Raw genomic sequence first — 19,598 nt, 5'->3', positions numbered from 1 at the left:
ACCGGGGCGTACGGTCTTGATCACGAGGAGTCCGTGAACTGGGATTCACTCGTACGCGGCACGTCGTCACGGCGGGTGCACGGCCGACAGGGACTTCCCGGGGAGGACGCCACACATGACCGAGATCCTGACCAACTGGGCGGGCAACATCACGTACTCCGCGAAGGAGCTGCACCGGCCCGAGTCGCTCGACGCGCTCGCGGCGCTGGTGGCCGCCGGCGCGCGGGTGCGGGTGCTGGGCAGCGGGCACTCGTTCAACACGATCGCCGAGCCGGGCGACGGCGGCGTGCTCCTCTCGCTGACGGCGCTGCCGCCGGCGGTGGACGTCGACACCGGCGCCCGTACGGTCCGGGTCGCGGGCGGTGTCCGGTACGCCGAGCTGGCGCGGCGGGTGCACGAGCGGGGGTTCGCGCTGCCCAACATGGCCTCGCTCCCCCACATCTCCGTGGCGGGCTCGGTGGCGACCGGCACCCACGGCTCGGGGGTGGCGAACGGCTCGCTCGCCTCGGTCGTGCGCGAGGTGGAGCTGGTCACCGCGGACGGCTCGGCCGTGACGATCGCGCGCGGCGACGAGCGCTTCGACGGCGCGGTGACCTCGCTCGGCGCACTCGGCGTGGTCACCGCCCTCACGCTCGACCTGGAGCCGGACTTCGAGGTGAGCCAGCACGTCTTCACCGAACTCCCGCTGGCGGGGCTCGACTTCGAGGCGGTGGCGGCGTCGGCGTACAGCGTCAGCCTGTTCACGGACTGGGGTGCGCCGGGCTTCCGGCAGGTGTGGCTCAAGCGGCGCACGGACCGGCCGGCCGCCGACTTCCCGTGGGCCGCCCCGGCCACGGCGGCGATGCACCCGGTACCGGGCATGCCCGCGGTGAACTGCACCGAGCAGTTCGGTGTCCCGGGCCCCTGGCACGAGCGGCTTCCGCACTTCCGCGCCGAGTTCACCCCGAGCAGCGGCGCCGAGCTGCAGTCCGAGTACCTGCTGCCGCGCGAGCACGCGCTCGGCGCGCTGCACGCCGTGGACGCGATCCGGGACACGGTCTCGTCCGTGCTCCAGATCTGCGAGGTGCGGACCGTCGCCGCGGACCGGCAGTGGCTGAGTCCCGCGTACGGGCGGGACACCGTGGCGCTGCACTTCACCTGGATCGCGGACACGGCGGCCGTGCTGCCCGTGGTGCGGCGGGTGGAGGAGGCGCTCGACCCCTTCGGTCCCCGGCCGCACTGGGGCAAGGTGTACGCGATGCCGTCCGCCGTGGTGCGGGGACGCTACCCGCGCCTGGCCGACTTCGCGGCACTCGCCGCCGAGCTGGACCCGGCGGGCAAGTTCCGCAACGCGTTCGTCGACGAGGTCCTCGGCGACTGACTCCGGAGGGCTGGGGGCGCCCGGAGGCTGACTCCCGACACCCGGCTCCGGGAGGTGTCCGGCCGCCGGCTGGGACCGGTCTCTCGGAGCCCGCCGGGCACCACTCCCGCCCCTTCTTCCAGCCCCTTTCCTAACCCCTTGTAGAAAGTCCGTGCCGGACCGTAGCCTGACGAGGCGCGCGGGGGCCGAGGCCCCGTCATGGTCCGTCCGGGGCGAGGGGGCACGTCCGGTGAAGCGCACGTCCCGCGACATCCGCACCGCCCACCGCTACGAGGTGCTGCGCCAGATCATCGCGGCCTCCCCGACGTCCCGGCAGGAACTGGCGGCGGCGACCGGGCTGAGCCTCGCCACCGTCGCGACGCTGGTCGGGGAGCTGCTCGGGCTGGGCATGCTGACCGAGGTCGGCTTCGAGGACTCCGCGGGCGGCCGGCCGCGCGGCCTGGTGGCCGTGGACGCCGCGGGCGGCGCGCTGATCGGCGTCGACATCGCCGAGACGTACGTGCGCGCGGAGCTTTTCGACCTCTCGCTGGCCGTCCTCGCCCGCGCCGAGGCGGACATGCGGCCCGGCGAGACCCGCCCGGACCAGGTGGCGGGCCGGGTCGCCGAGACCGTCGCCGCCGTGGTCGCGCGGGCCGGGGTGGCGGACGCCCGTGTCCTGGGGGTGGGCGTCAGCGTCCCCGGGCAGGTCGACCGCGAGCGCGGCGTCTGCCAGTACGCGGCGAACTGGGACTGGCACGACGTACCGCTGCTCGACCTGCTCGCCGGGCACATCACGTATCCGCTGCACCTGGACAACCCGCTGCGCGCCTGCGCGGTGGCCGAGCTCTGGTTCGGCGCGGCCCGCGGTCGCGGCGACGCCGTGGTCGTGAACCTGGGCACGGGAGTCGGCGCGGGGCTCGTGCTCGGCGGAGGCGTGCACCGCGGGGTCAGCAACAGCGCCGGCGAGTGGGGGCACACCACGCTCGTGCTGGACGGGCGGCTGTGCCACTGCGGCGGCCGGGGCTGCGTGGAGACGTACGTCGGGGCGCCCGGCATCATGCTGAACCTGCGGGAGCTGAGCCCCGGCAGCCCGTTGCTGCACCCCGGGGACCAGACCGCGACGATCGACGCGCTGGCCCGTGGCGTCGCCGCGGGGGACCCCCTGGCGCTCAAGGTGGTCGCCGACACCGCCCGCTATCTCGGCGCTGCTGTCTCCGACCTGGTGAACCTCCTGAATCCGGAGGTGATCGTGCTCAGCAGCTGGGTCGCGGCGGCGCTCGGCGAGCCGCTGCTGCGCGAGGTGCGGGCGGTGGTGGGGCGGCACGCGCTGAAGCGGCCGCTGGCCGCCACGGAGATCGTCCTGTCCCCCGTCCCCACCGACCCGGTGTGCCTCGGCGCGGCCACGTTCGCGCTGGAGTGCGCCCTGTCGGCCGTGGGCCGGCGCCCCGCACCCACCGGGACCGCCGCCCCGCGCGCCGGCACCCCGTCCGCCCCCGCCGGGACCCGCACCGCGCCACCCGCGTGACCCGCCGGCCGCCTCCCCACGGAAGGGCGCCCGGCACCCGCACGACGACCGCACCCCTGGGCCGATCCGATCTAGGAGACCGATGTCGTTCCGCACCTCCCCCACAGGCCGATCCCAGTCCGCCACCGACTACGTCGAGGACATCTCCCCCGGCGCCGGAGCACTCCCCCCGCGCGCCTGGTACGCGTCCTCGGACGCCGACTCCCTTTCCCTGAACGGCAGTTGGCGCTTCCGGCTGTCCCCGGCGGCCGACACCGAGGACGAGTCGTTCGCCGCGGACGGCTACGACAGCGGGGACTGGGCGGAGGTGTTCGTCCCCGGCCACTGGGTCCTCCAGGGCGACGGGGCCTTCGGCGCGCCGATCTACACCAACCACCGCTACCCCTTCCCGGTGGACCCGCCGCGGGTGCCCGACGAGAACCCGACCGGGGACCACCTGCGGTACTTCGACCTGCCCGGCGGGTGGCCCGCGGAGGGCGGCGGCGTGCTGCGCTTCGACGGGGTGGAGTCCTGCGCCCGGGTCTGGCTGAACGGCACCGACATCGGCGAGTTCAAGGGCTCGCGGCTGCCCCACGAGTTCGCGGTCGGCCACCTGCTCAGGCCGCGGGGCAACGTGCTCGCGGTCCGGGTCCACCAGTGGTCCTCGGGTTCGTACCTGGAGGACCAGGACCAGTGGTGGCTGCCCGGCATCTTCCGGGACGTCACCCTGCTGCACCGTCCGCCGGGCGGCGTGCTCGACTTCTTCGTGCACGCCTCGTACGACCACGTGAGCGGCGAGGGCACGCTTCGGGTCGACTCCGACGTCGACGGCCGGGTCACCGTGCCCGAGCTGGGCGTCGACGTCGCCACCGGCGAGTCCGTGACCGTGCCGGTCGCGCCGTGGACCGCCGAGACCCCGCGACTGTACGACGGCGTGCTGGCGACGGAGGGCGAGCGCGTCCCCCTGCGGATCGGCTTCCGCACGGTCGCCCTGCGCGACGGGCTGATCGAGGTGAACGGCCGCCCGCTGCTGTTCAGGGGCGTCAACCGGCACGAGTGGCACCCGGAGACCGGGCGCGCCCTGGACCGGGAGACCATGCGCGCGGACGTGCTGCTCATGAAGCGGCACAACGTCAACGCCGTGCGGACCTCGCACTACCCGCCACACCCCGCCTTCCTGGACCTGTGCGACGAGTACGGCCTGTGGGTGATCGACGAGTGCGACCTGGAGACCCACGGCTTCACCGAGCAGGCGTGGCGCGACAACCCGGTGGACGACGACCGGTGGACCCCGGCACTGCTGGACCGGGCGGCCCGCATGGTCGAGCGCGACAAGAACCACCCCTCGGTGGTCCTCTGGTCGCTCGGCAACGAGGCGGGCACCGGACGCGGGCTGACCGCCATGGCCGAGTGGATCCGCGGCCGGGACGGCTCGCGGCTCCTCCACTACGAGGGCGACCACGACTGCCGTAACACGGACGTGTACACGCGGATGTACGCCCCGCACGCCGAGGTCGAGCGCATCGGGCGGGGCCTGGACGGCGGCTCCCGGCGGCGGCGGTCGCTGCCGTTCGTCCTGTGCGAGTACGGGCACGCGATGGGCAACGGTCCCGGCGGACTCGCCGACTACCAGCGGTTGTTCGAGTCCCACGCGCGCCTCCAGGGCGGCTTCGTCTGGGAGTGGATCGACCACGGCGTCAGGGACGAGCGGTACGGCTTCGCGTACGGCGGCGACTTCGGGGAGGAGCTGCACGACGGGAACTTCGTCTGCGACGGACTGCTCTTCCCGGACCGCACGCCGTCGCCGGGACTGGTGGAGTACAAGAAGGTGATCGAGCCGGTCCGGATCACGGGAGACGCGGCGCACGGCACGCTCCGGATCACCAACCGGTACGACTTCGCGGATCTGTCCCCGCTGGCCTTCGCGTGGTCGTTCCAGGTGGACGGCGAGACCGTCGCGACGGGCACCCTCCCCGTGCCCGCTCTCGCACCCGGCGAGACGGCGGACGTGAAGCTGCCGGAGCCGCCCGCCGACGGAGGCGGCGCCGAGACCGGCTGGACGGTGCGGGCGGTACTTGCCGAAGAGGCCGCGTGGGCGCCCGAGGGGCATCCGGTCGCGTGGGCCCACCTGCCGCTGATCGGACGGGTCCCGGGCCGGGTGGCCGCGTCCGCCGCGCCGGTGCGGGGCGGACGCACGATCGGCTTGGGCCCCGCCTCCTTCGACGCGCGCACCGGCGCCCCGCTCACGATCGGCGGGACCGCTGTGACCGGGCTGCGCCTGGACGTCTGGCGCGCGCCGACCGACAACGACGAGGGCGCGCCCTGGCAGCCGGACCAGCGCCTCGGGCCGCGGTGGCGGAGGCTCGGCCTGCACCGGATGCGGCACCGCGTCGACGCGGTCGAGGCGTCCGGCGACGCGCTGACCGTACGGACCCGGGTGGCGCCCGCCGGAGGGGAGATCGGCCTGCGCACGGTGTACCGGTGGACGTCCGACGGGACCCTGCTGCGGCTGACGGTGTCCGTGGCGCCCGAGGGCGACTGGCCGGTGCCGTTGCCGCGGCTCGGGATCCGGTTCGGGCTGCCCGCGTCCGCGGACCGGGTGCGATGGTTCGGCGGTGGCCCCGGCGAGGGCTATCCCGACACCCGGGCGGCCTCACTGCCGGGCCGCTGGGAGGCGTCGGTGGACGCGCTCCAGACGCCGTACGTCCGCCCGCAGGAGAACGGGGCGCGGGCCGGGGTGCGGTGGGCGGAGCTCGGCGGGCTGCGGGTCGAGGGCGACCCGGAGTTCTGGTTCACCGCCCGGCGCTGGACGACCGAGCAGCTCGACGCGGCGGACCACCTGACGGACCTGGTGCCCGGGGACACGGTCTGGGTGAACCTGGACCACGGCCAGCAGGGCATCGGCTCGCAGTCGTGCGGTCCCGGCGCCCTGCCGCGGTACCGGCTCGACGCGGCACCGGCGGAGTTCTCGTTCGTCTTCTCGCAGCCGCGGGACTGATGTGTCTTCCCGGAGACGCGGGACTGACCCGAGGGGCCCCGGACCGGCCGGCCGGGCACGCACACGTACCCGGCGGGGGGGTGCGGACCCCGAAGCCGCCTCCGCGAGAGGTACGTCAGTGGTCCGCGCAGCACGGGGTCGGGTCCGGGACCTCGAAGGGGACGAGGGTGCCGCCGGCGGCGGGCATCGCGGCCAGGACGAGTTCGCCCCCGCGCCACTCGGGGCGTACGTGGTCCCGGGTGACGAGCCGCCGGTCCGGCGGGGGCGGCCCGGGTTCGCCCAGTACGGCGACACGGACGATCGCGGAGGCCGACAGGACCTCCGCGACCGTCACGGTGCCGGTGAGCCGCGCGACGCCGGGGTACAGCACCGCGCGGCCCACCGCGTCGGGCGCCCCCGGCGACACCTCGTACCCCCGGTCCGCGAGGCGCTGCCGGACGGTGCTCAGCAGTGACCGCGAGGGGGCGGAGAGGGAGAGGGCGACCCGGGGGCGGTCGCCCCGCACCAGGTGGGTGCAGCCGAACCAGCGCTCGTCGAGGGCCAGTTCGTCCGCCAGGGCGCGCAGCCGGTGATCCGCCGCACGCAGGTCGCCCGTCCCCGCGTCCACCGTCAGGGTGTGGGGTCCGCTCACGAGGGCAGGACCCACACCGGGTTGGAGTAGAACCACAGGTCGCGCCACGGGTCGGCGTCGCCGACGACGTCGACGGCCGGGCCGGCCGGGTCGACCGCGGCGCCCATCAGACCGGTCGCCGAGCGGTTGCCGTCCGTGCCGCGGAACCGGACGTAGAGCGGACGGTCGACGGCGCCGAGGGAGTACGTCAGCCGGACCGTGCCGGAGGACTTGCCGACCTCGTACGACCGGACGACCTTCGCCGTGGGGGCGGTGAACGTGTCCTTGTCCTTCGCGGCGCCCGTGACGTCACCGAGGATGACGTCGACCCGGTCCAACTCCGGTACGAAGCCAGCCCAGTTGGGGCCGCCGGCCAGGGCGACGTCGATCGTGACGGTGACCTTCGTGCCCTTCTTGACGTGCAGCGCGCCGCCGAGGGTGGCCCACCGGCCGCCGCCCGACACCCGCGCGTCGAGGCCCGCGATCAGCCCGCCGTGGTCGACCCAGATCCGTCCGGCGCGAATGCCGTCCATGACGGCGGCGTACGAGAAGCCGTCGGCGCCGACGTGGGTGCGGCTGTACTGGCCGGGCCAGTAGTCGCCCTGCGTCAGGTCGACCTTGCCGCCGTAGACGGGGTCCGTGTGCCTGCCGTTGGCGGTGAAGTCGCTGTCCGGTCCGCCGCGCACGGCGGTGTCCGTGTAGACCTGGTGCGAGTCTGAGTTGGCGGTGATCCACCAGGGCTTGCCCTCGGCGAGCAGGCTGTCCCAGAGGCCGCCGACGGTCGCTGTCATCCAGTCGAAGCCGCCCCAGGTGCGGTAGCTCTCCAGCGGGTAGCCGGCGAAGGAGTTGGCGCTCGGGCTGTTGTCGTAGATGCCGCGGGCGCGGCCCATGCCGAGGGGGGCGGCGATACCGGCGGCCTGGTGGCCGGGCGCGCCCTCGAAGCCGATCGCGATCTGGCGGCCCGAGCCGGTCGCGTCACGCCAGCCGCGGATCTCGTGCGGGGAGTCGACACCGCGCCGCGCCGGGTGGTTGGCAAGCATCAGGGCGTCCTTGACCTTGCGCCGCTGCACCTGCTCCGCGAGGAAGTTGAGGCCCGCGACGGCCAGCGCCTCGTTGGCGGGCGTGGAGTCGGAGGCACCCTTGACGCTGCCGTCGTAGGAGGTCTCGAACTGCTTGAGGACGGAGACCTCGTTCCTGCCGGGGTGGACGAAGACCGTGCCGTGCTCGGCGGCCGGGATGTTCCACTCCAGGCCCTGGAAGACCAGGGTGTCCTGGTGGGCGGCCCTGGCCTCCTTGATGTCGGGGTTGACCTTCTCGACGCCGATCTTGGCGTGCGTCTCGCTGCCGTGGTCGGTGATGACCATCCAGTCGAGCCCGTGCCGGGCGCCCTGGCGGACCTGGTCACCGACGCGGTACTTGCCGTCGCTGCTGTACTGCGTGTGGATGTGGTGGTCGCCGGAGAGCCAGAGGAACCCGTTGTTCCTGCGTCTGCCCTCGGAGGCGTACGCGGGCGCCGTGGCGCCCTGGGCGAGCACGCTGCCCGCGGCGAGGCCCGCGCCCAGCAGACCGGCGCGCCGCAGCAGGGAGCGGCGCGAGCGCTGCTCGGGGGTCAGCGCCTCGTCCGGCACGGAGGTGTCGAAGGCCGCCGGCAGCGGTTCCGCCGTGTGCTCGTGCGGGTGCGGGTGATGGTGGTGCCCGTGTCCGTGTGCGTGCCCCATGTCGGCCTCCTGAGTCCGGCGGCGCCGGACGGCCGCGCGACAAGGAGGATCGACGGAAAACATGAACGTTCAACGGCCGCCGCGTGAGCTGCGGACGACCTGGGAACGGCGGGTGCCCGCCGGCCCTTCCGGATGTCGGTTCCTGTGTATATTAGGCTTTTGCCTAGGAAACCTAGGTTCGGATGCGCGCGGAGGTGGTGGGCGGACATGGCCCGTGCCGGACTCACGGTCGACCGGCTCGTGGCGGCCGCGGCCGATCTCGCGGACGAGGTCGGCTTCGACAACGTCACCGTCTCCGCGCTGGCACGCCGCTTCGGCGTCAAGGACGCCAGCCTGTACTCCCACGTCAAAAGCCTGGCGGAGCTGCGCACCCGGGTCGCCCTGCTGGCCGGCGAGGAGATGATCGAGCGCATCGCCGACGCGGTGGCCGGGCGGGCCGGGAAGGACGCGCTGGCCGCGTTCGCCGGGGCCTACCGGGAGTTCGCCCTGACGCGGCCCGGACGGTACGCCGCCACGCAGATCCGCATCGACCAGGCACTCGTCACCGACTCCCGCGGCCTGCGCCGGACCGCCGAGATCACCTACGGCATGCTCCGTGCCTACGGCCTCGACGAGCCCGATCTGACCGACGCGGTACGGCTGTTGCGCAGTTCCTTCCACGGCTTCTGCGGCATCGAGGCCGCCGGCGGCTTCGGCGCGCCCCGTGACGTGCAGACGTCCTGGGACCGGGCCGTCGACGCCCTGCACGTCCTGCTCCTCCACTGGCCCGCGGAGGGAGCGGGCGACGCGTGAGACCTCACGAGTTCCCTGGCGGGCACCTCGGAGCGGTGGCCGGGACGCTCAGGGGTGCCCCGCCCGCGCTGCCGCCCCGTACCCGTCAGCCGCCGGGGGCACGCGCACCCAGCGCTTCGACCTGCGCGTACGTGGGCGCCGCACCCCGCGGTGGCCGTCCCGCCCGGATGTCCGCGGCGGTCTCCGCGGCGGCGCCCAGCGCCCGGCGGTACAGCAGGGAGCCGAGGCTGACCCTGCGGACGCCGAGGTCGCCCAGCCGGTCGACGCCCGGGCCGAGCGGCGACCAGAGGATGTTGAGCGGCACGTCGAGGCCGCGCACCAGCTCGGCGATGCGTGCCGGGTCGCCGACGCCGGGCACGAACACCCCGTCCGCGCCCGCCCGTTGATAGACGTCCAGGCGACGGCAGGTCTCGGCGTGACCGCCGTCGCCGAGCCAGTACGTGTCCGTGCGGGCGTTCACGAAGAGGTCCGGCACGGCCGCCTTGACCGCTGCGATCTTCGCGGCGTGCAGCCGGGCGGGAGCGAGGGCGTCCTCCAGGTTGATGCCGACGGCCCCCGCGCCGGCCAGCCGCACGGCGAGTGCGGCCACCTCGTCGGGGTCCGGGCCGAAGCCGTCCCCGGCGTCGACGGAGAGCAGGAAGGGCTCCGTGCCGAGGCGCCGGGCCAGCCGCTCCGTCGGCTCGCGCAGGGCCGCGGAGCCGTCCGGCAGCCCGCTCGCCGCGGCGACGCCGAGGCTCGTGGTGCCGATCGCGGCGAACCCCTGGGCGGCGAGGGCGGCGGCCGACGCGTGGTCCCAGGCGTTGGGCAGCAGCAGGGGCGTGTCGCCGTGGTGGAGGTCCCGGAAGGCGGTCACGCGAGCCGGCCCACCGCGTCGGCGTAGTACACCGACTCCGTGAGGTGCGCGGCGAGTTCACGGAAGGACCAGCCCTCGCCCGGGGAGTCGTCGAGCTGCCGTTCCGTCAGCGCGTCCAGGCGATTCGCCCAGATCCCGGCGAGTCTGGTCAGCCGGCTGCGGGCCTCGTCGAGGTCCTCGGCCGTGAACGGGGCGAGGTCCGCCGGGGTCGTCGTCGCCGAGGCGTGCCAGTGGTCCGGCAGCGGGTCCTCGCCGGCGAGCCTGGCCTCCAACTCGGCCAGGTGGTCCACGAGATGGTCGGCGACCCGGCGGATCGCCTTGTGCGGGGTGTGGACGCGGCCGTCGGCGTGGACGGGCGTGCCGTCCCAGGCGGTCCAGGTGGCCGCCAGCGCGAGGACGTGGTCGACCATCGCGACCAGGTCGTGTCCGCGAAGCCCCGTCGTCCGCCCGGAGGGCGGGTTCCGCGGCGTCTGGTGCGTGCTCTCGCCGTGGCGGGCGGAGTCCCTCGTACTGGGCGTACTCGGGGCTTCGCCCGGTGCGGCGAGAGTGCGTGCCAGGCGTCGCGGAACAGACGGGAGTTCGCGGACACGACCCAGGGCCCCGGCGGGATCGCCGCCGGCGGTCCGCTCCCCCGGGCTCGTGCCCGACGCCGTCCCCTGCCGGGCCTCGTCCTGCCGCGTCTCCTGCGGGTGCTCGTTCATGAGGGAGACGCTAGGGCGCCGACGGTTCGGTGCCCGCCGAAGCGTCGTGTGCCGGTGACGCCCCCGCGGACACCGGGCACGGCGGCGTATCGGCTAGCGTCGGGCCATGACCAGCGACACCTCCCGCAGCCTCCCCGACGCCCTCGCCACCGGCACGGTCGTCCTGGACGGCGGCCTGTCCAACCAGCTCGCGTCGGCCGGGCACGACCTGAGCGACGAGCTGTGGTCGGCACGGCTGCTCGCCGACCGGCCGGAGGCGCTCACCGAGGCGCATCTCGCCTACTTCGAGGCGGGCGCGGACGTGGCGATCACCGCCAGCTACCAGGCCACCTTCGAGGGCTTCGCCGAGCGCGGCGTCTCCACCGGCCGGGCCGCGGAACTCATCGCGCTCAGCGTCGAACTGGCCCGCGAGGCGGCCCGGCAGGCGCACGCGGGCGGGGCCGACCGGCCGCTGTGGGTGGCCGCGTCGGTGGGGCCGTACGGGGCGATGCTGGCGGACGGTTCCGAGTACCGGGGCCGGTACGGGCTCACCGTGTCCGAGCTGGAGCGCTTCCACCGCCCGCGCCTGGAGGTGCTGGCCGCCGCCGCCCCCGACGTACTGGCCCTGGAGACCGTGCCGGACGCCGACGAGGCCGAGGCGCTGCTGCGGGCGGTGCGCGGACTGGGCGTACCCGCGTGGCTGTCGTATTCGGTGGACGGTGACCGCACCCGGGCCGGGCAGCCGCTGGAGGAGGCCTTCGCCCTGGCCGCCGACGCGGACGAGATCGTCGCGGTGGGCGTCAACTGCTGCGCCCCGGCGGACGTCGACCGAGCCGTGGAGACGGCCGCGCGGGTCACCGGCAAGCCGGTGGTGGTCTACCCGAACAGCGGCGAGACCTGGGACGCGGACCGGCGTGCCTGGGACGGCCGCGCCACGTTCACCTCCGCCGAGGTCACGGGCTGGCGCCGGTCGGGGGCCCGGCTGATCGGGGGCTGCTGCCGGGTGGGCCCGGACGCCGTCGCCGGGATCGCGCGGGCGCTGCGGGCGGGGTGATCCATCGCCTCCCGATACCCCAGGTTTCTGGGGTACCCGGGGCGTGCCCGCGGTCGAAGACTTGAGGCATGGACATCATCGAGCAGAACAAGAAGACCGTTACCGACTTCATCGAGGCGCTGTTCACCAAGGGGGACCTCGGCGCCGTCGACGTCTGGCTCGCCGAGGACTTCGTCGATCACGACCCGCCGTTCGGCGGCCCGGCCGACCGGGAGGGGATGCGCGCGGCGGGCGCGATGTTCCGCGCCGCGTTCCCCGACTGGCACAGCGACACCGGGCTCCTGATCGGCGAGGGCGATCTGGTGGTCGAGCAGTTCACCGCCAGTGGCACGCAGCGGGGCGAGATACTCGGGGTGGCTCCCACCGGGCGGACGCTGAGCCTCCCCGGCATCAACATCTTCCGGCTCCGGGACGGCCGCGTCGTGGAGCGCTGGGGCCGCCTCGACGAACTGGGCCTGCTGCGCGGGCTCGGTCTCGTCCGGGCGCCCTGAGCGGGTGCGCGCGGCCCGCCGGAGCCCCGGCGCCCGTCCGGTGCGCACGGCGGGCACGGGGAGTAGCGTCGTACACATGGTCGCGACTGCGACGGCACGCCGGGCCGAGGTCCTGATCGACCGGTGCCACGCGGGCCTGGACGTCACGAGTCTGCGCACGGAGGCGCTGCGCCGGATCCGGCGTCTGGTGTCCGTGGACGCGGCCTTCTTCGCGACCGTCGACCCCGCGACGCTGCTGTTCACCTCGGCGGTCGCCGAGGAACCCCTGGCCGAGGCGCGGACGCTGTTCCTGGACAACGAGTTCGGCCGGTCCGACGTCAACAAGTTCGCGGCGCTCGCGGGGGCCGCCGACCCGGTCGGCTCGCTGGACCGCGCCACCCTCGGCGAGCGGTCCGCCAGCGCCCGCTACCGCGAGATCATGGCGCCGCTCGGACTCGGCGACGAGCTGCGCGCGGCGCTCATCAGCGGCACCGGCTGCTGGGGCGTGCTGTGCCTGCACCGGGAGGACGCCTCCGCCGGCTTCGACTCCCGTGACCTGGCCCTGGTCCGGCGCCTCGCACCGCACCTGGCGGAGGGCCTGCGCCGGGCCGTGACCGTCGAGTCCACCGCGGCCGGCGCCCCGGCTCCGGCGGCCCCGGGCATCATCGTGCTCGACGCCGGCCTGACCGTCGTGTCCATGAACCCGGAGGCGCACGCCTGGCTGGCGGAGACCGAGGACGCGGGGCGTGCGGGCCCCGGCGGACTGCCGCTGGCCGTGCAGGCGGCGGCCGCCCGGCTGAGCACCCTGGAGGAGGCCGCCCCCGCGCTGCCGGCCTCGGCCACCGTGCGGCTGCGCGGCCGGTCGGGACGGTGGTTCACGCTGCACGCGACCCGCCTGCACGGGCCGAGCGAACCCCAGATCGGCATCGTGATCGAACCGGCCTCCCCCGCCGAGACCGGCTCGCTGCTGCTGAGCGCGTACGGCCTCACCGAGGCGCAGACCCGCGTCGCCGCCCTGGTCGTCCGGGGATGCTCCACCCGCCAGATCGTGCGGGAGCTGCACATCTCCGCCAACACCGTGCAGGAGCACCTGACGGCGGTCTTCGACCGGGTCGGCGTACGCAGTCGCCGTGAACTCGTCGCGACGGTGCTCGCGGACCGCGGCCGCTCCTGACCGGCGGCCGGCATCCGTACGGGGCACCTCTCTCGGACAGGGACTGGTTCCCGCCCGGGGACAGGGACTGGTTCCCGCCCGGGGACAGGGACTGGTTCCCGCCCGGGGACATCACGGGCGGCGGACGCCTCCGGAGCGGCGCAGGCGGCGTACGGCCGCGAGCGGTGCCGTGCCCCGCAGGGGCGGACGCGGCCCGGGTTCCGGTGCCGGGGCCGCCGCCGCGCGCGCGGACTCCGCCTGCCAGAGCCGCATCTCGTGGTCGCGCGGGCCGTGCAGCAGCCCCGGCTCGGTGCCGAACATCCGCACCGGGTGCGAGGCGTCCCAGGCGGGCCAGCCCGGGTCGCCGTCCACCGCGAAGCGCACCCACGCCGCGTGCATCACGTCGGCGAGCTCCTGCGGCGCGCCGGGTCCCGCCAGTTTCGCCGACTCGGGCACGTCGGCGGTGTCGAAGACGAAGCCCAGCTCCAGGGCGTGGCAGGCGCCGAGCCCCGGCACGTTGGACGGCCAGGCGAACTCGTAGACGTAGGCGGGCGCGTGGCCGGTGCGGGCGTCGGCGAGCCGGTGCAGGGGCACCCGCAGCAGGTGGTCGGTGACCAGCTGGCCGACCAGTTCGGCGGTGCCCGCGTCGGGGTGGGCGGCGCGGTAGCCGCGGGGCACCTCGGGTCCGCAGTGGCAGCGGGCCATCGCGCCGGCCAGGGCCACCGGGCCGAGCCGGTCGATGCGTTCGAGCAGTCCGGTGGGCGCGAGCCACAGCCGGTACTCCTCACTGGTCCAGCCGAGCAGCAGGCCGATGTCCGGGGCGGCTCCATCGAGCAGCGCGGCCAGTGGGTCGCGCGGCACCAGGTCGCCGTCGACGACGATGCCGAAGGCCGGTCCGCCGAGGACCGGGCTGGCGCGCCGGCCGACCTCGGCCTGCACCTCGGCCAGCAGGGTCCGGTCGACGGCGGCGAAGGCGGTGGCGGTCGCCGGGATCTTCAGCCGCGCCGCCATCCGGCGCACCAGGCGGCGCACCTTCTCCCGGTCCGTGGCCTCCGGGGGCCCGCTCTGCAGGACCGCCCGCCGGAAGAGGCCGGCGGCGCGCGGACTGGCGAGCAGCGCGCCGATGCTGATGGCGCCCGCGGACTCGCCGAACAGCGTGACCCGGTCCGGATCGCCGCCGAAGCCGGTGACGGCGTCGCGCACCCACTCCAGGGCGGCGAGCTGGTCCCGCAGCCCCAGGTTCGGCGGCGCGTCCGGGAAGAGGCCGTAACCCTCCACTCCCAGGCGGTAGTTGAGGGAGACGAAGACGACGCCGTCGCGGGCGAAGGCGCTGCCGTCGTACACGGGGACGGCGGACGAGCCCCGGGTGAGGGCGCCGCCGTGGATCCACACCATGACCGGGAGCCGGGCCGCCGGGTCGGGGTCCGGGGTCCACACGTTCAGGTTCAGGCAGTCGTCGCCGGGGATCACCGGGTCGGACAGCAGCCGGGCGAACGCCTCGGAGTACGCCGGTTTCGGCGGGGTCGGCCCGAACGCGCCCGCGTCACGCACGCCGTCCCACGGCTCGGGCGGGACGGGGGGACGGAAGCGGTGCGGGCCGAACGGGGGTGCGGCGAAGGGGATGCCGCGGAAGACGGCGGCGCCCTTCTCGTACCGGCCGCGCACGGCTCCGTACGGGGTGGTGACCACCGGGTCCTCGGACTTGCCGGCCGTACGTCCCATACATCCCTCTCCTCACCGTGGTGCGGGGCTGCGGTTTCACCGCATCACATCACCCGGCGCCCCCGCAGCCCGGACGTGCCGGGACCGGACTCCAGCGTGTCCCTCCCCGGTTGCGCGCCGGTGGGGTCCGGGTCGCGAGCGCGGCGGCCGCGAGGAAGCCTCGCCGCTCGTCGGGGCGGACGGCGGGCACGGCCGGTGTGGTTCCCGTCCGGCGCACCCGGTCGCGGGGCCGGTGGAGGACGCCGGGGCATTGAACGGAACGCGCCGAACAGCCGTACGGAGTAGCGGCGGGCGCGGGAGTCCCGGCCGCCGACTGGTCCGCGGTGCCGTCAGCGGCTCTGCACGGAAGGAACACCGGGTTGTCCCGTTTCACGCGTTCACGGCGGTCTCCGCACCCGGACGGGGCGACCGGGCGGGAGCAGCCGCTCACTGACGACACCGCCACCGAGACCGACGCCGCCTCCTCCGACCCGGCCGCGGCCCCGCCGGGCGCCGACCACCGGGACCCCGGTGACCCCCGTGACTCCGAGGAGCCGAGCGCGGGCGGGCGGGACGGCGGTCCTCGGAGTGGCCGGGTCGCCGGGGGCGTCCGGCGGCTCCGGGCGGCACGGGGCGTCGGCCGGGCCGTCGACGTGCTGGCGTTCGTGCTCGTCGCTGGTGCGCTCGTGCTGCCGAACAGGCTCGCCGACCTCCGTCCCGCCGGGTTCGCGCGCCTTCCCGTCGAGGCGATCCTCGGTGCCGCCGTGCTGATCGTCCTGCCGCGCCGGCCGCGGACCGTCGTGGCCGCGGTGGCGGGGCTGGGCCTCGGCGCGCTCACCGTGCTGAACCTCCTCGACCTCGGCTTCGAGGAGTTCCTGGGCCGGGGCTTCAACCTCGTCCTCGACTGGACGCTCCTCGGCGACGCCCACGCGTACCTGAAGGACTCGGCGGGGCCGACGGGCGCGACCGCGGCCCTGGTCGCGGCGGTGGTCCTCGTCCTCGCCGTGCTGGTCCTCACCGCGCACGCGGTGGTGCGGCTCGCCGGGGTCCTGGCCCGGCACGGCTCCGCCGCGACGCGCTCGACGCTGGCCCTCGGCACGGCCTGGGTGCTGTGCACCGCGACCGGTGTCCAGGTCGCGGGCGTGCCCGTCGCCGCCGAGCACACCGCCGCGAGCGTCCAGGACCGGGTGCAGCGGGTGCGGGCGACCCTGCGGGACGAGGCCGCGTTCGCGAAGGTGGCCCGGCAGGACGCCTTCGGCGACACCCCGCCGGACCGGCTGCTGACCGGTCTGCGCGGCAAGGACGTGATGATCACGTTCATCGAGAGCTACGGCCGCAGCGCGATCGAGGACCCGGCCACGGCGCCGGGAGTGGACGCGACGCTCGCCGCCGCGACCGAGCGGCTGGACAGGGCCGGGTATGCCGCGAAGAGCGGGTGGCTCACCTCGGCGACGTACGGCGGCAGCAGCTGGCTGGGCCACTCCACGTTCCTGACGGGCCTGTGGATCGACAGCCAGCAGCGCTACCGCACCGTCACCGCGGGCGACCACCTCACCCTCACCGGCGCCTTCCGGAAGACGGGGGCCTGGCGGACGGTCGGGATCATGCCGGGCGTGCAGAAGGCCTGGCCGGAGGCGAAGTTCTACGGTCTCGACCACGTCTACGACTCACGGGACCTCGGCTACCGGGGCCCGAAGTTCAGCTGGTCGACCATGCCGGACCAGTACACCCTCACCGCCTTCGAGCGCCTCGAACACGGCCGGAAGCACGACAAGCCCCTGATGTCGGAGATCATCCTGACCTCCAGCCACCAGCCCTGGGCCCCCATCCCGAAGACGATCCCCCAGGACCGGGTGGGCGACGGCTCGGTCTACGAGGACATCCAGCGGGCCGGCAGGAAGCCGGCGGACGTCTTCTACGACTCGGCCGAGGTGAAGCGCGAGTACGGCAAATCCGTCCAGTACTCGGTGAACAGCCTCGTCGACCACCTGGCCCGGTACGGCGGCAAGGACACCGTCCTCGTCTTCCTGGGCGACCACCAGCCCATGGCCCGGGTCAGCGGCGCCGACGCGAGCCGGGACGTGCCGTGCACGATCGTCGCCCACGACCCCGAGGTGCTGAAGAAGATCGCCGACTGGGGCTGGACGGACGGACTGCGGCCCGCGCACGACGCCCCGGTCTGGAAGATGAGCTCGTTCCGCGACCGCTTCCTCACCGCGTACGGCTCGACCCCGTCATCCTGAGACGCCGGCCGCCCAGCCGATGCCGCCGAGCAGATGGGCGCGGAAGGCGGGGTCCGCGTAGGCCTGCGAGGCGTGTCCGAGCGCGGTGTAGAAGACCCGGCCCGCGCCCTGCTCCCGGCACCACGCCAGCGGGTGGTCCGCCCCCATCCCGCCGCCCTCGTAGGACGTCTCGTCGGCGCGGACCAGGACGCGCGCCGAACTCCGGGGATTCGCGCGGAAGTCGTACCACTCGTCCGTGAACTCCCAGACGGGCGGCAGGTGTCCGGTCGCCGGATGCCCGTGGTCCTCCACCACGGCCCGGCCCGGCTGGTACGCGGGGTGCCGGTCGAACCACGTGCCGAGCAGCTCGCCGTAGTAGGGCCAGCCGTACTCGGTACAGGCCGCCGCGTGCACGCCCGCGAACCCGCCGCCCGACTCGACGTGGGTCCGCAGCCCCTCGCGCCCCCGGGGAGTCAGCACCTCCCCGCTCGTCGACAGGAAGACGACCGCCGCGTACGCGTCCAGCGGCCCCTCGAAGTCGGCGGGGTCCTCGGTCGCGTCCACGCCGAAGCCGTGCGCACGGCCGAGTTCGCGCATGGCGGCGACGGCGTCCGGGATGGAGTCGTGCCGGTAGTCGGTGGTGCGGGTGTACACGAGAACGCGGAAGGCCATGCCCCGACCCTATTTCCCCGCCCTCGCGAGCGGTCGCCCCGGAAATGATGTGCGTGCGGCGGCCGGCGCTGTCAGGCTGCGCCGATGAACCGTGAACAGTTGTCCGAGATCGCTCACGCCGGTCACCCCATCAAGGCACCCCTGGACGACGGCTCGGTGCGCGAGCTGCTGGAGCACGGGATCGCCCGGCCGGACGCGCGCGTGCTCGACCTCGGCTGCGGTGGCGGCGAGTGGCTGCTGCGCGCCTTGGGCACCGGGCCCCTGCTGCGGGCCGAGGGCGTCGACATCTCGCGGGACGCGCTGGCACGGGCCGAGGAGTCCGCGGACCGTCTCGGCGTCGGGTCGCGCCTGACCCTGCATCACCAGTCGGCCGCCGACTTCACCTCCCCGCACCCCTTCGACCTGGTGCTCAGCGTCGGGGCGACGCACGCCTTCGGAGGCCTGCTGCCCACGCTCGCGGCGGCGCGCCGCCACCTGGCGCCCGGCGGACGCGTGCTGGTCGGTGACGGGTTCTGGGAGAGCGAGCCCTCCCCGGAGGCCGTCGAGATGCTCGGCGAGCTGACCGACCTGGCCACCACCGTGGAGCGGGTGACCGCCGACGGGTGGACGCCCGTCCACGGCCACATCAGCACCCGGGGGGAGCTCGACGCCTACGAGTGGGCGTGCTGGGGGTCGATGGCCGCGTGGGCCCTGGACCGGCCCGATCACCCGGACAGCGCCGAGGTGCTCTCGACGTCCGCCGTACGCCGCTCGGAGTGGCTGACGTCCTACCGGGACAGCTTCGGCTTCGTCTGCCTGGTCCTGCGCCCGACCCCCGCCTGACGGACAGCGACCGGGCCGGCGCCGGCCCGGATCCGCTCCCCCGACCACTCCGGGGGCCAGGTAGCGATCGAACGCCGGCGGTGGCGTACGCGCGCTCCGGCACTCGGCCCGGTGCCGGGAGCGTCGTCGTGCGGCAGGCACCGGGCGCGCGTCCCCGTACGGCCGCGTCGTCGTGCGACCGGGTCGCCCGCCCGTACCCTCGCCCGACGGCGTACCCGCCGAACCCCCTGGGCCCGGCCGCGCGTTCCTCGCCCGACGGCGTACCAGGTCGGGGCCTCTCAGCCCGAGGTCCCCACCTCGTTGTTCGGGGCCCCGTCGCCCTCGGAGGGCAGGTCGCCCCGCTCGACGGGTTCCGTGGCCGCGCCGGACCGTTCGGGCGGCAGCGCGGCAGCCAGCTCGGCGTCGTCGGGGCGGTGCACGGCCTTCGCGGCGGCCCGCAGGACCCGGCGGTCCACGGCGGCGACGTCCGCGGTCACCTTCACCACGATCCCCTTGCCGGCCAGTGCGTACTCGTGCTGCGCGGGCCCCTTGCGGTACCAGGCGGCTCCGTCGCGCGCGCAGGTGACCGGCTCGTCCGCGACGTCGCCGACCGGCTGCCGCGCGCAGTCGGCGGCGGTCACGGTGCCCCGGTCGACGGACAGGCGGATCTGCGCCCCGGTCTTCTCGGACCAGTAGACGGCGGAGAACCCGTCGTCGCCGTACACACCGACCGACTGCCGGGCGAGCGTGAAGCCGGGGACCTCGGTGACCCGGACGAGTTCGGGTGCGCTGCCCGTCGACCGTACCCGGGCGTCCAGTTCGGCCCGGTCGTAGGCGGCGGACGTCGAGGGCCGCGTGCCGGGTCCCGCCTTCTCGGTGCCGCAGCCGGCGAGCAGGGCGGGCAGCAGCAGCGCGGGCAGCAGCAGGCGCGCGGTTCGGGTCATGCGCCCATCCTGCCGCACAGGTGTTCCCCCGCGGGGCAGGTCACGGAGGCGTCCGATTCCTTCAAGACCGGTCGACGCCCGTCCGCC

The 19,598-nt window shown here is 74.9% G+C and carries 16 protein-coding genes; 9 read left to right on the top strand and 7 right to left on the bottom strand.

Features of this window, described 5'->3' with window-relative positions; all coding sequences use genetic code 11:
- The first annotated feature begins 115 nt into the window (after positions 1 to 115).
- The 3 genes from ACZ4VA_RS09370 (at position 116) to ACZ4VA_RS09360 (ending at position 5,841) form a co-directional block, all read left to right on the top strand.
- Complete coding sequence (locus ACZ4VA_RS09370; protein ID WP_356166915.1) at positions 116 to 1,360, top strand: FAD-binding protein; 1,245 nt, start codon at positions 116 to 118, stop codon at positions 1,358 to 1,360.
- Positions 1,361 to 1,589: 229 nt separating this feature from the next.
- Positions 1,590 to 2,864 carry an ROK family protein gene (locus ACZ4VA_RS09365; RefSeq protein ID WP_468080603.1) on the top strand — a complete coding sequence of 425 codons (1,275 nt, stop codon included), beginning with the start codon at positions 1,590 to 1,592 and terminating at the stop codon, positions 2,862 to 2,864.
- Between the two features lie 82 nt (positions 2,865 to 2,946).
- Positions 2,947 to 5,841 carry a glycoside hydrolase family 2 TIM barrel-domain containing protein gene (locus tag ACZ4VA_RS09360; protein WP_468080601.1) on the top strand — a complete coding sequence of 965 codons (2,895 nt, stop codon included), beginning with the start codon at positions 2,947 to 2,949 and terminating at the stop codon, positions 5,839 to 5,841.
- A 115-nt stretch (positions 5,842 to 5,956) separates the two neighbouring features.
- Here the strand turns inward: ACZ4VA_RS09360 and ACZ4VA_RS09355 are convergent, their stop codons facing one another.
- Complete coding sequence (locus tag ACZ4VA_RS09355; protein ID WP_355795325.1) at positions 5,957 to 6,472, bottom strand: hypothetical protein; 516 nt, start codon at positions 6,470 to 6,472, stop codon at positions 5,957 to 5,959.
- On the bottom strand, positions 6,469 to 8,169 hold the full coding sequence (locus tag ACZ4VA_RS09350) for a PHP domain-containing protein (protein WP_356237797.1): 1,701 nt from the start codon (positions 8,167 to 8,169) through the stop codon (positions 6,469 to 6,471). Before ACZ4VA_RS09350 ends, ACZ4VA_RS09355 begins: the two co-directional genes overlap by 4 nt.
- A gap of 207 nt (positions 8,170 to 8,376) precedes the next feature.
- On the opposite strand from ACZ4VA_RS09350, the gene ACZ4VA_RS09345 reads away from it, so the two are divergent.
- The gene (locus tag ACZ4VA_RS09345; RefSeq protein ID WP_355795006.1) at positions 8,377 to 8,961 is read left to right on the top strand and encodes a TetR-like C-terminal domain-containing protein; all 585 of its coding nucleotides are present in this window, start codon (positions 8,377 to 8,379) and stop codon (positions 8,959 to 8,961) included.
- Positions 8,962 to 9,046: 85 nt separating this feature from the next.
- Here the strand turns inward: ACZ4VA_RS09345 and ACZ4VA_RS09340 are convergent, their stop codons facing one another.
- Both ACZ4VA_RS09340 and ACZ4VA_RS09335 read right to left on the bottom strand, forming a co-directional pair.
- Positions 9,047 to 9,814 carry an isocitrate lyase/PEP mutase family protein gene (locus ACZ4VA_RS09340; protein ID WP_356166928.1) on the bottom strand — a complete coding sequence of 256 codons (768 nt, stop codon included), beginning with the start codon at positions 9,812 to 9,814 and terminating at the stop codon, positions 9,047 to 9,049.
- The gene (locus ACZ4VA_RS09335) at positions 9,811 to 10,224 is read right to left on the bottom strand and encodes a hypothetical protein (protein WP_356166999.1); all 414 of its coding nucleotides are present in this window, start codon (positions 10,222 to 10,224) and stop codon (positions 9,811 to 9,813) included. The genes ACZ4VA_RS09340 and ACZ4VA_RS09335 overlap by 4 nt, the downstream gene beginning before the upstream one ends.
- 397 nt (positions 10,225 to 10,621) lie before the next feature.
- Between ACZ4VA_RS09335 and mmuM the strand changes: the two genes are divergently transcribed.
- The 3 genes from mmuM to ACZ4VA_RS09320 all read left to right on the top strand — a co-directional run bounded on the left by mmuM (position 10,622) and on the right by ACZ4VA_RS09320 (position 13,192).
- Positions 10,622 to 11,548, top strand: coding sequence for a homocysteine S-methyltransferase (gene mmuM / locus ACZ4VA_RS09330; protein ID WP_468080597.1), 927 nt, complete (start codon positions 10,622 to 10,624; stop codon positions 11,546 to 11,548).
- 68 nt (positions 11,549 to 11,616) lie between these two features.
- Positions 11,617 to 12,039, top strand: coding sequence for an ester cyclase (locus ACZ4VA_RS09325; protein ID WP_356166934.1), 423 nt, complete (start codon positions 11,617 to 11,619; stop codon positions 12,037 to 12,039).
- Between the two features lie 76 nt (positions 12,040 to 12,115).
- The gene (locus tag ACZ4VA_RS09320; RefSeq protein WP_356166937.1) at positions 12,116 to 13,192 is read left to right on the top strand and encodes a helix-turn-helix transcriptional regulator; all 1,077 of its coding nucleotides are present in this window, start codon (positions 12,116 to 12,118) and stop codon (positions 13,190 to 13,192) included.
- A gap of 111 nt (positions 13,193 to 13,303) precedes the next feature.
- On the opposite strand, the gene ACZ4VA_RS09315 is transcribed toward ACZ4VA_RS09320, so the two are convergent.
- Positions 13,304 to 14,893 carry a carboxylesterase/lipase family protein gene (locus ACZ4VA_RS09315; protein WP_356166939.1) on the bottom strand — a complete coding sequence of 530 codons (1,590 nt, stop codon included), beginning with the start codon at positions 14,891 to 14,893 and terminating at the stop codon, positions 13,304 to 13,306.
- 359 nt (positions 14,894 to 15,252) lie between these two features.
- Between ACZ4VA_RS09315 and ACZ4VA_RS09310 the strand changes: the two genes are divergently transcribed.
- Entirely contained in the window at positions 15,253 to 17,115 is a 1,863-nt protein-coding gene (locus tag ACZ4VA_RS09310) for an alkaline phosphatase family protein (protein ID WP_468080594.1), read from the top strand.
- Here the strand turns inward: ACZ4VA_RS09310 and ACZ4VA_RS09305 are convergent.
- Entirely contained in the window at positions 17,107 to 17,766 is a 660-nt protein-coding gene (locus tag ACZ4VA_RS09305; protein WP_355786421.1) for a ThuA domain-containing protein, read from the bottom strand. The two genes, ACZ4VA_RS09310 and ACZ4VA_RS09305, sit on opposite strands and share 9 nt — an antisense overlap.
- Before the next feature lie 84 nt (positions 17,767 to 17,850).
- Between ACZ4VA_RS09305 and ACZ4VA_RS09300 the strand changes: the two genes are divergently transcribed.
- The gene (locus ACZ4VA_RS09300) at positions 17,851 to 18,588 is read left to right on the top strand and encodes an SAM-dependent methyltransferase (protein WP_355786423.1); all 738 of its coding nucleotides are present in this window, start codon (positions 17,851 to 17,853) and stop codon (positions 18,586 to 18,588) included.
- Positions 18,589 to 18,866: 278 nt separating this feature from the next.
- Here the strand turns inward: ACZ4VA_RS09300 and ACZ4VA_RS09295 are convergent, their stop codons facing one another.
- A complete protein-coding gene (locus tag ACZ4VA_RS09295; RefSeq protein WP_356166949.1) occupies positions 18,867 to 19,511 on the bottom strand; it encodes a hypothetical protein in 645 nt (214 codons plus the stop codon).
- Between the last annotated feature and the right edge of the window lie 87 nt (positions 19,512 to 19,598).

The organism is Streptomyces sp. NPDC028308, from assembly GCF_055565855.1.
The sequence above is the reverse complement of the archived record's forward strand: the minus strand, read 5'-3'. Positions and strand labels throughout refer to the sequence as shown.

What these genes read in the sequence shown, in the direction of transcription:
- ACZ4VA_RS09370 (WP_356166915.1), top strand. Translation starts at nt 116, where the DNA reads ATGACCGAGATCCTGACCAACTGGGCGGGCAACATCACGTACTCCGCG.
- ACZ4VA_RS09360 (WP_468080601.1), top strand. Translation starts at nt 2,947, where the DNA reads ATGTCGTTCCGCACCTCCCCCACAGGCCGATCCCAGTCCGCCACCGAC.
- ACZ4VA_RS09350 (WP_356237797.1), bottom strand. Translation starts at nt 8,169, where the DNA reads ATGGGGCACGCACACGGACACGGGCACCACCATCACCCGCACCCGCAC.
- ACZ4VA_RS09345 (WP_355795006.1), top strand. Translation starts at nt 8,377, where the DNA reads ATGGCCCGTGCCGGACTCACGGTCGACCGGCTCGTGGCGGCCGCGGCC.
- ACZ4VA_RS09335 (WP_356166999.1), bottom strand. Translation starts at nt 10,224, where the DNA reads ATGGTCGACCACGTCCTCGCGCTGGCGGCCACCTGGACCGCCTGGGAC.
- mmuM (WP_468080597.1), top strand. Translation starts at nt 10,622, where the DNA reads ATGACCAGCGACACCTCCCGCAGCCTCCCCGACGCCCTCGCCACCGGC.
- ACZ4VA_RS09325 (WP_356166934.1), top strand. Translation starts at nt 11,617, where the DNA reads ATGGACATCATCGAGCAGAACAAGAAGACCGTTACCGACTTCATCGAG.
- ACZ4VA_RS09320 (WP_356166937.1), top strand. Translation starts at nt 12,116, where the DNA reads ATGGTCGCGACTGCGACGGCACGCCGGGCCGAGGTCCTGATCGACCGG.
- ACZ4VA_RS09315 (WP_356166939.1), bottom strand. Translation starts at nt 14,893, where the DNA reads ATGGGACGTACGGCCGGCAAGTCCGAGGACCCGGTGGTCACCACCCCG.
- ACZ4VA_RS09305 (WP_355786421.1), bottom strand. Translation starts at nt 17,766, where the DNA reads ATGGCCTTCCGCGTTCTCGTGTACACCCGCACCACCGACTACCGGCAC.
- ACZ4VA_RS09300 (WP_355786423.1), top strand. Translation starts at nt 17,851, where the DNA reads ATGAACCGTGAACAGTTGTCCGAGATCGCTCACGCCGGTCACCCCATC.
- ACZ4VA_RS09295 (WP_356166949.1), bottom strand. Translation starts at nt 19,511, where the DNA reads ATGACCCGAACCGCGCGCCTGCTGCTGCCCGCGCTGCTGCTGCCCGCC.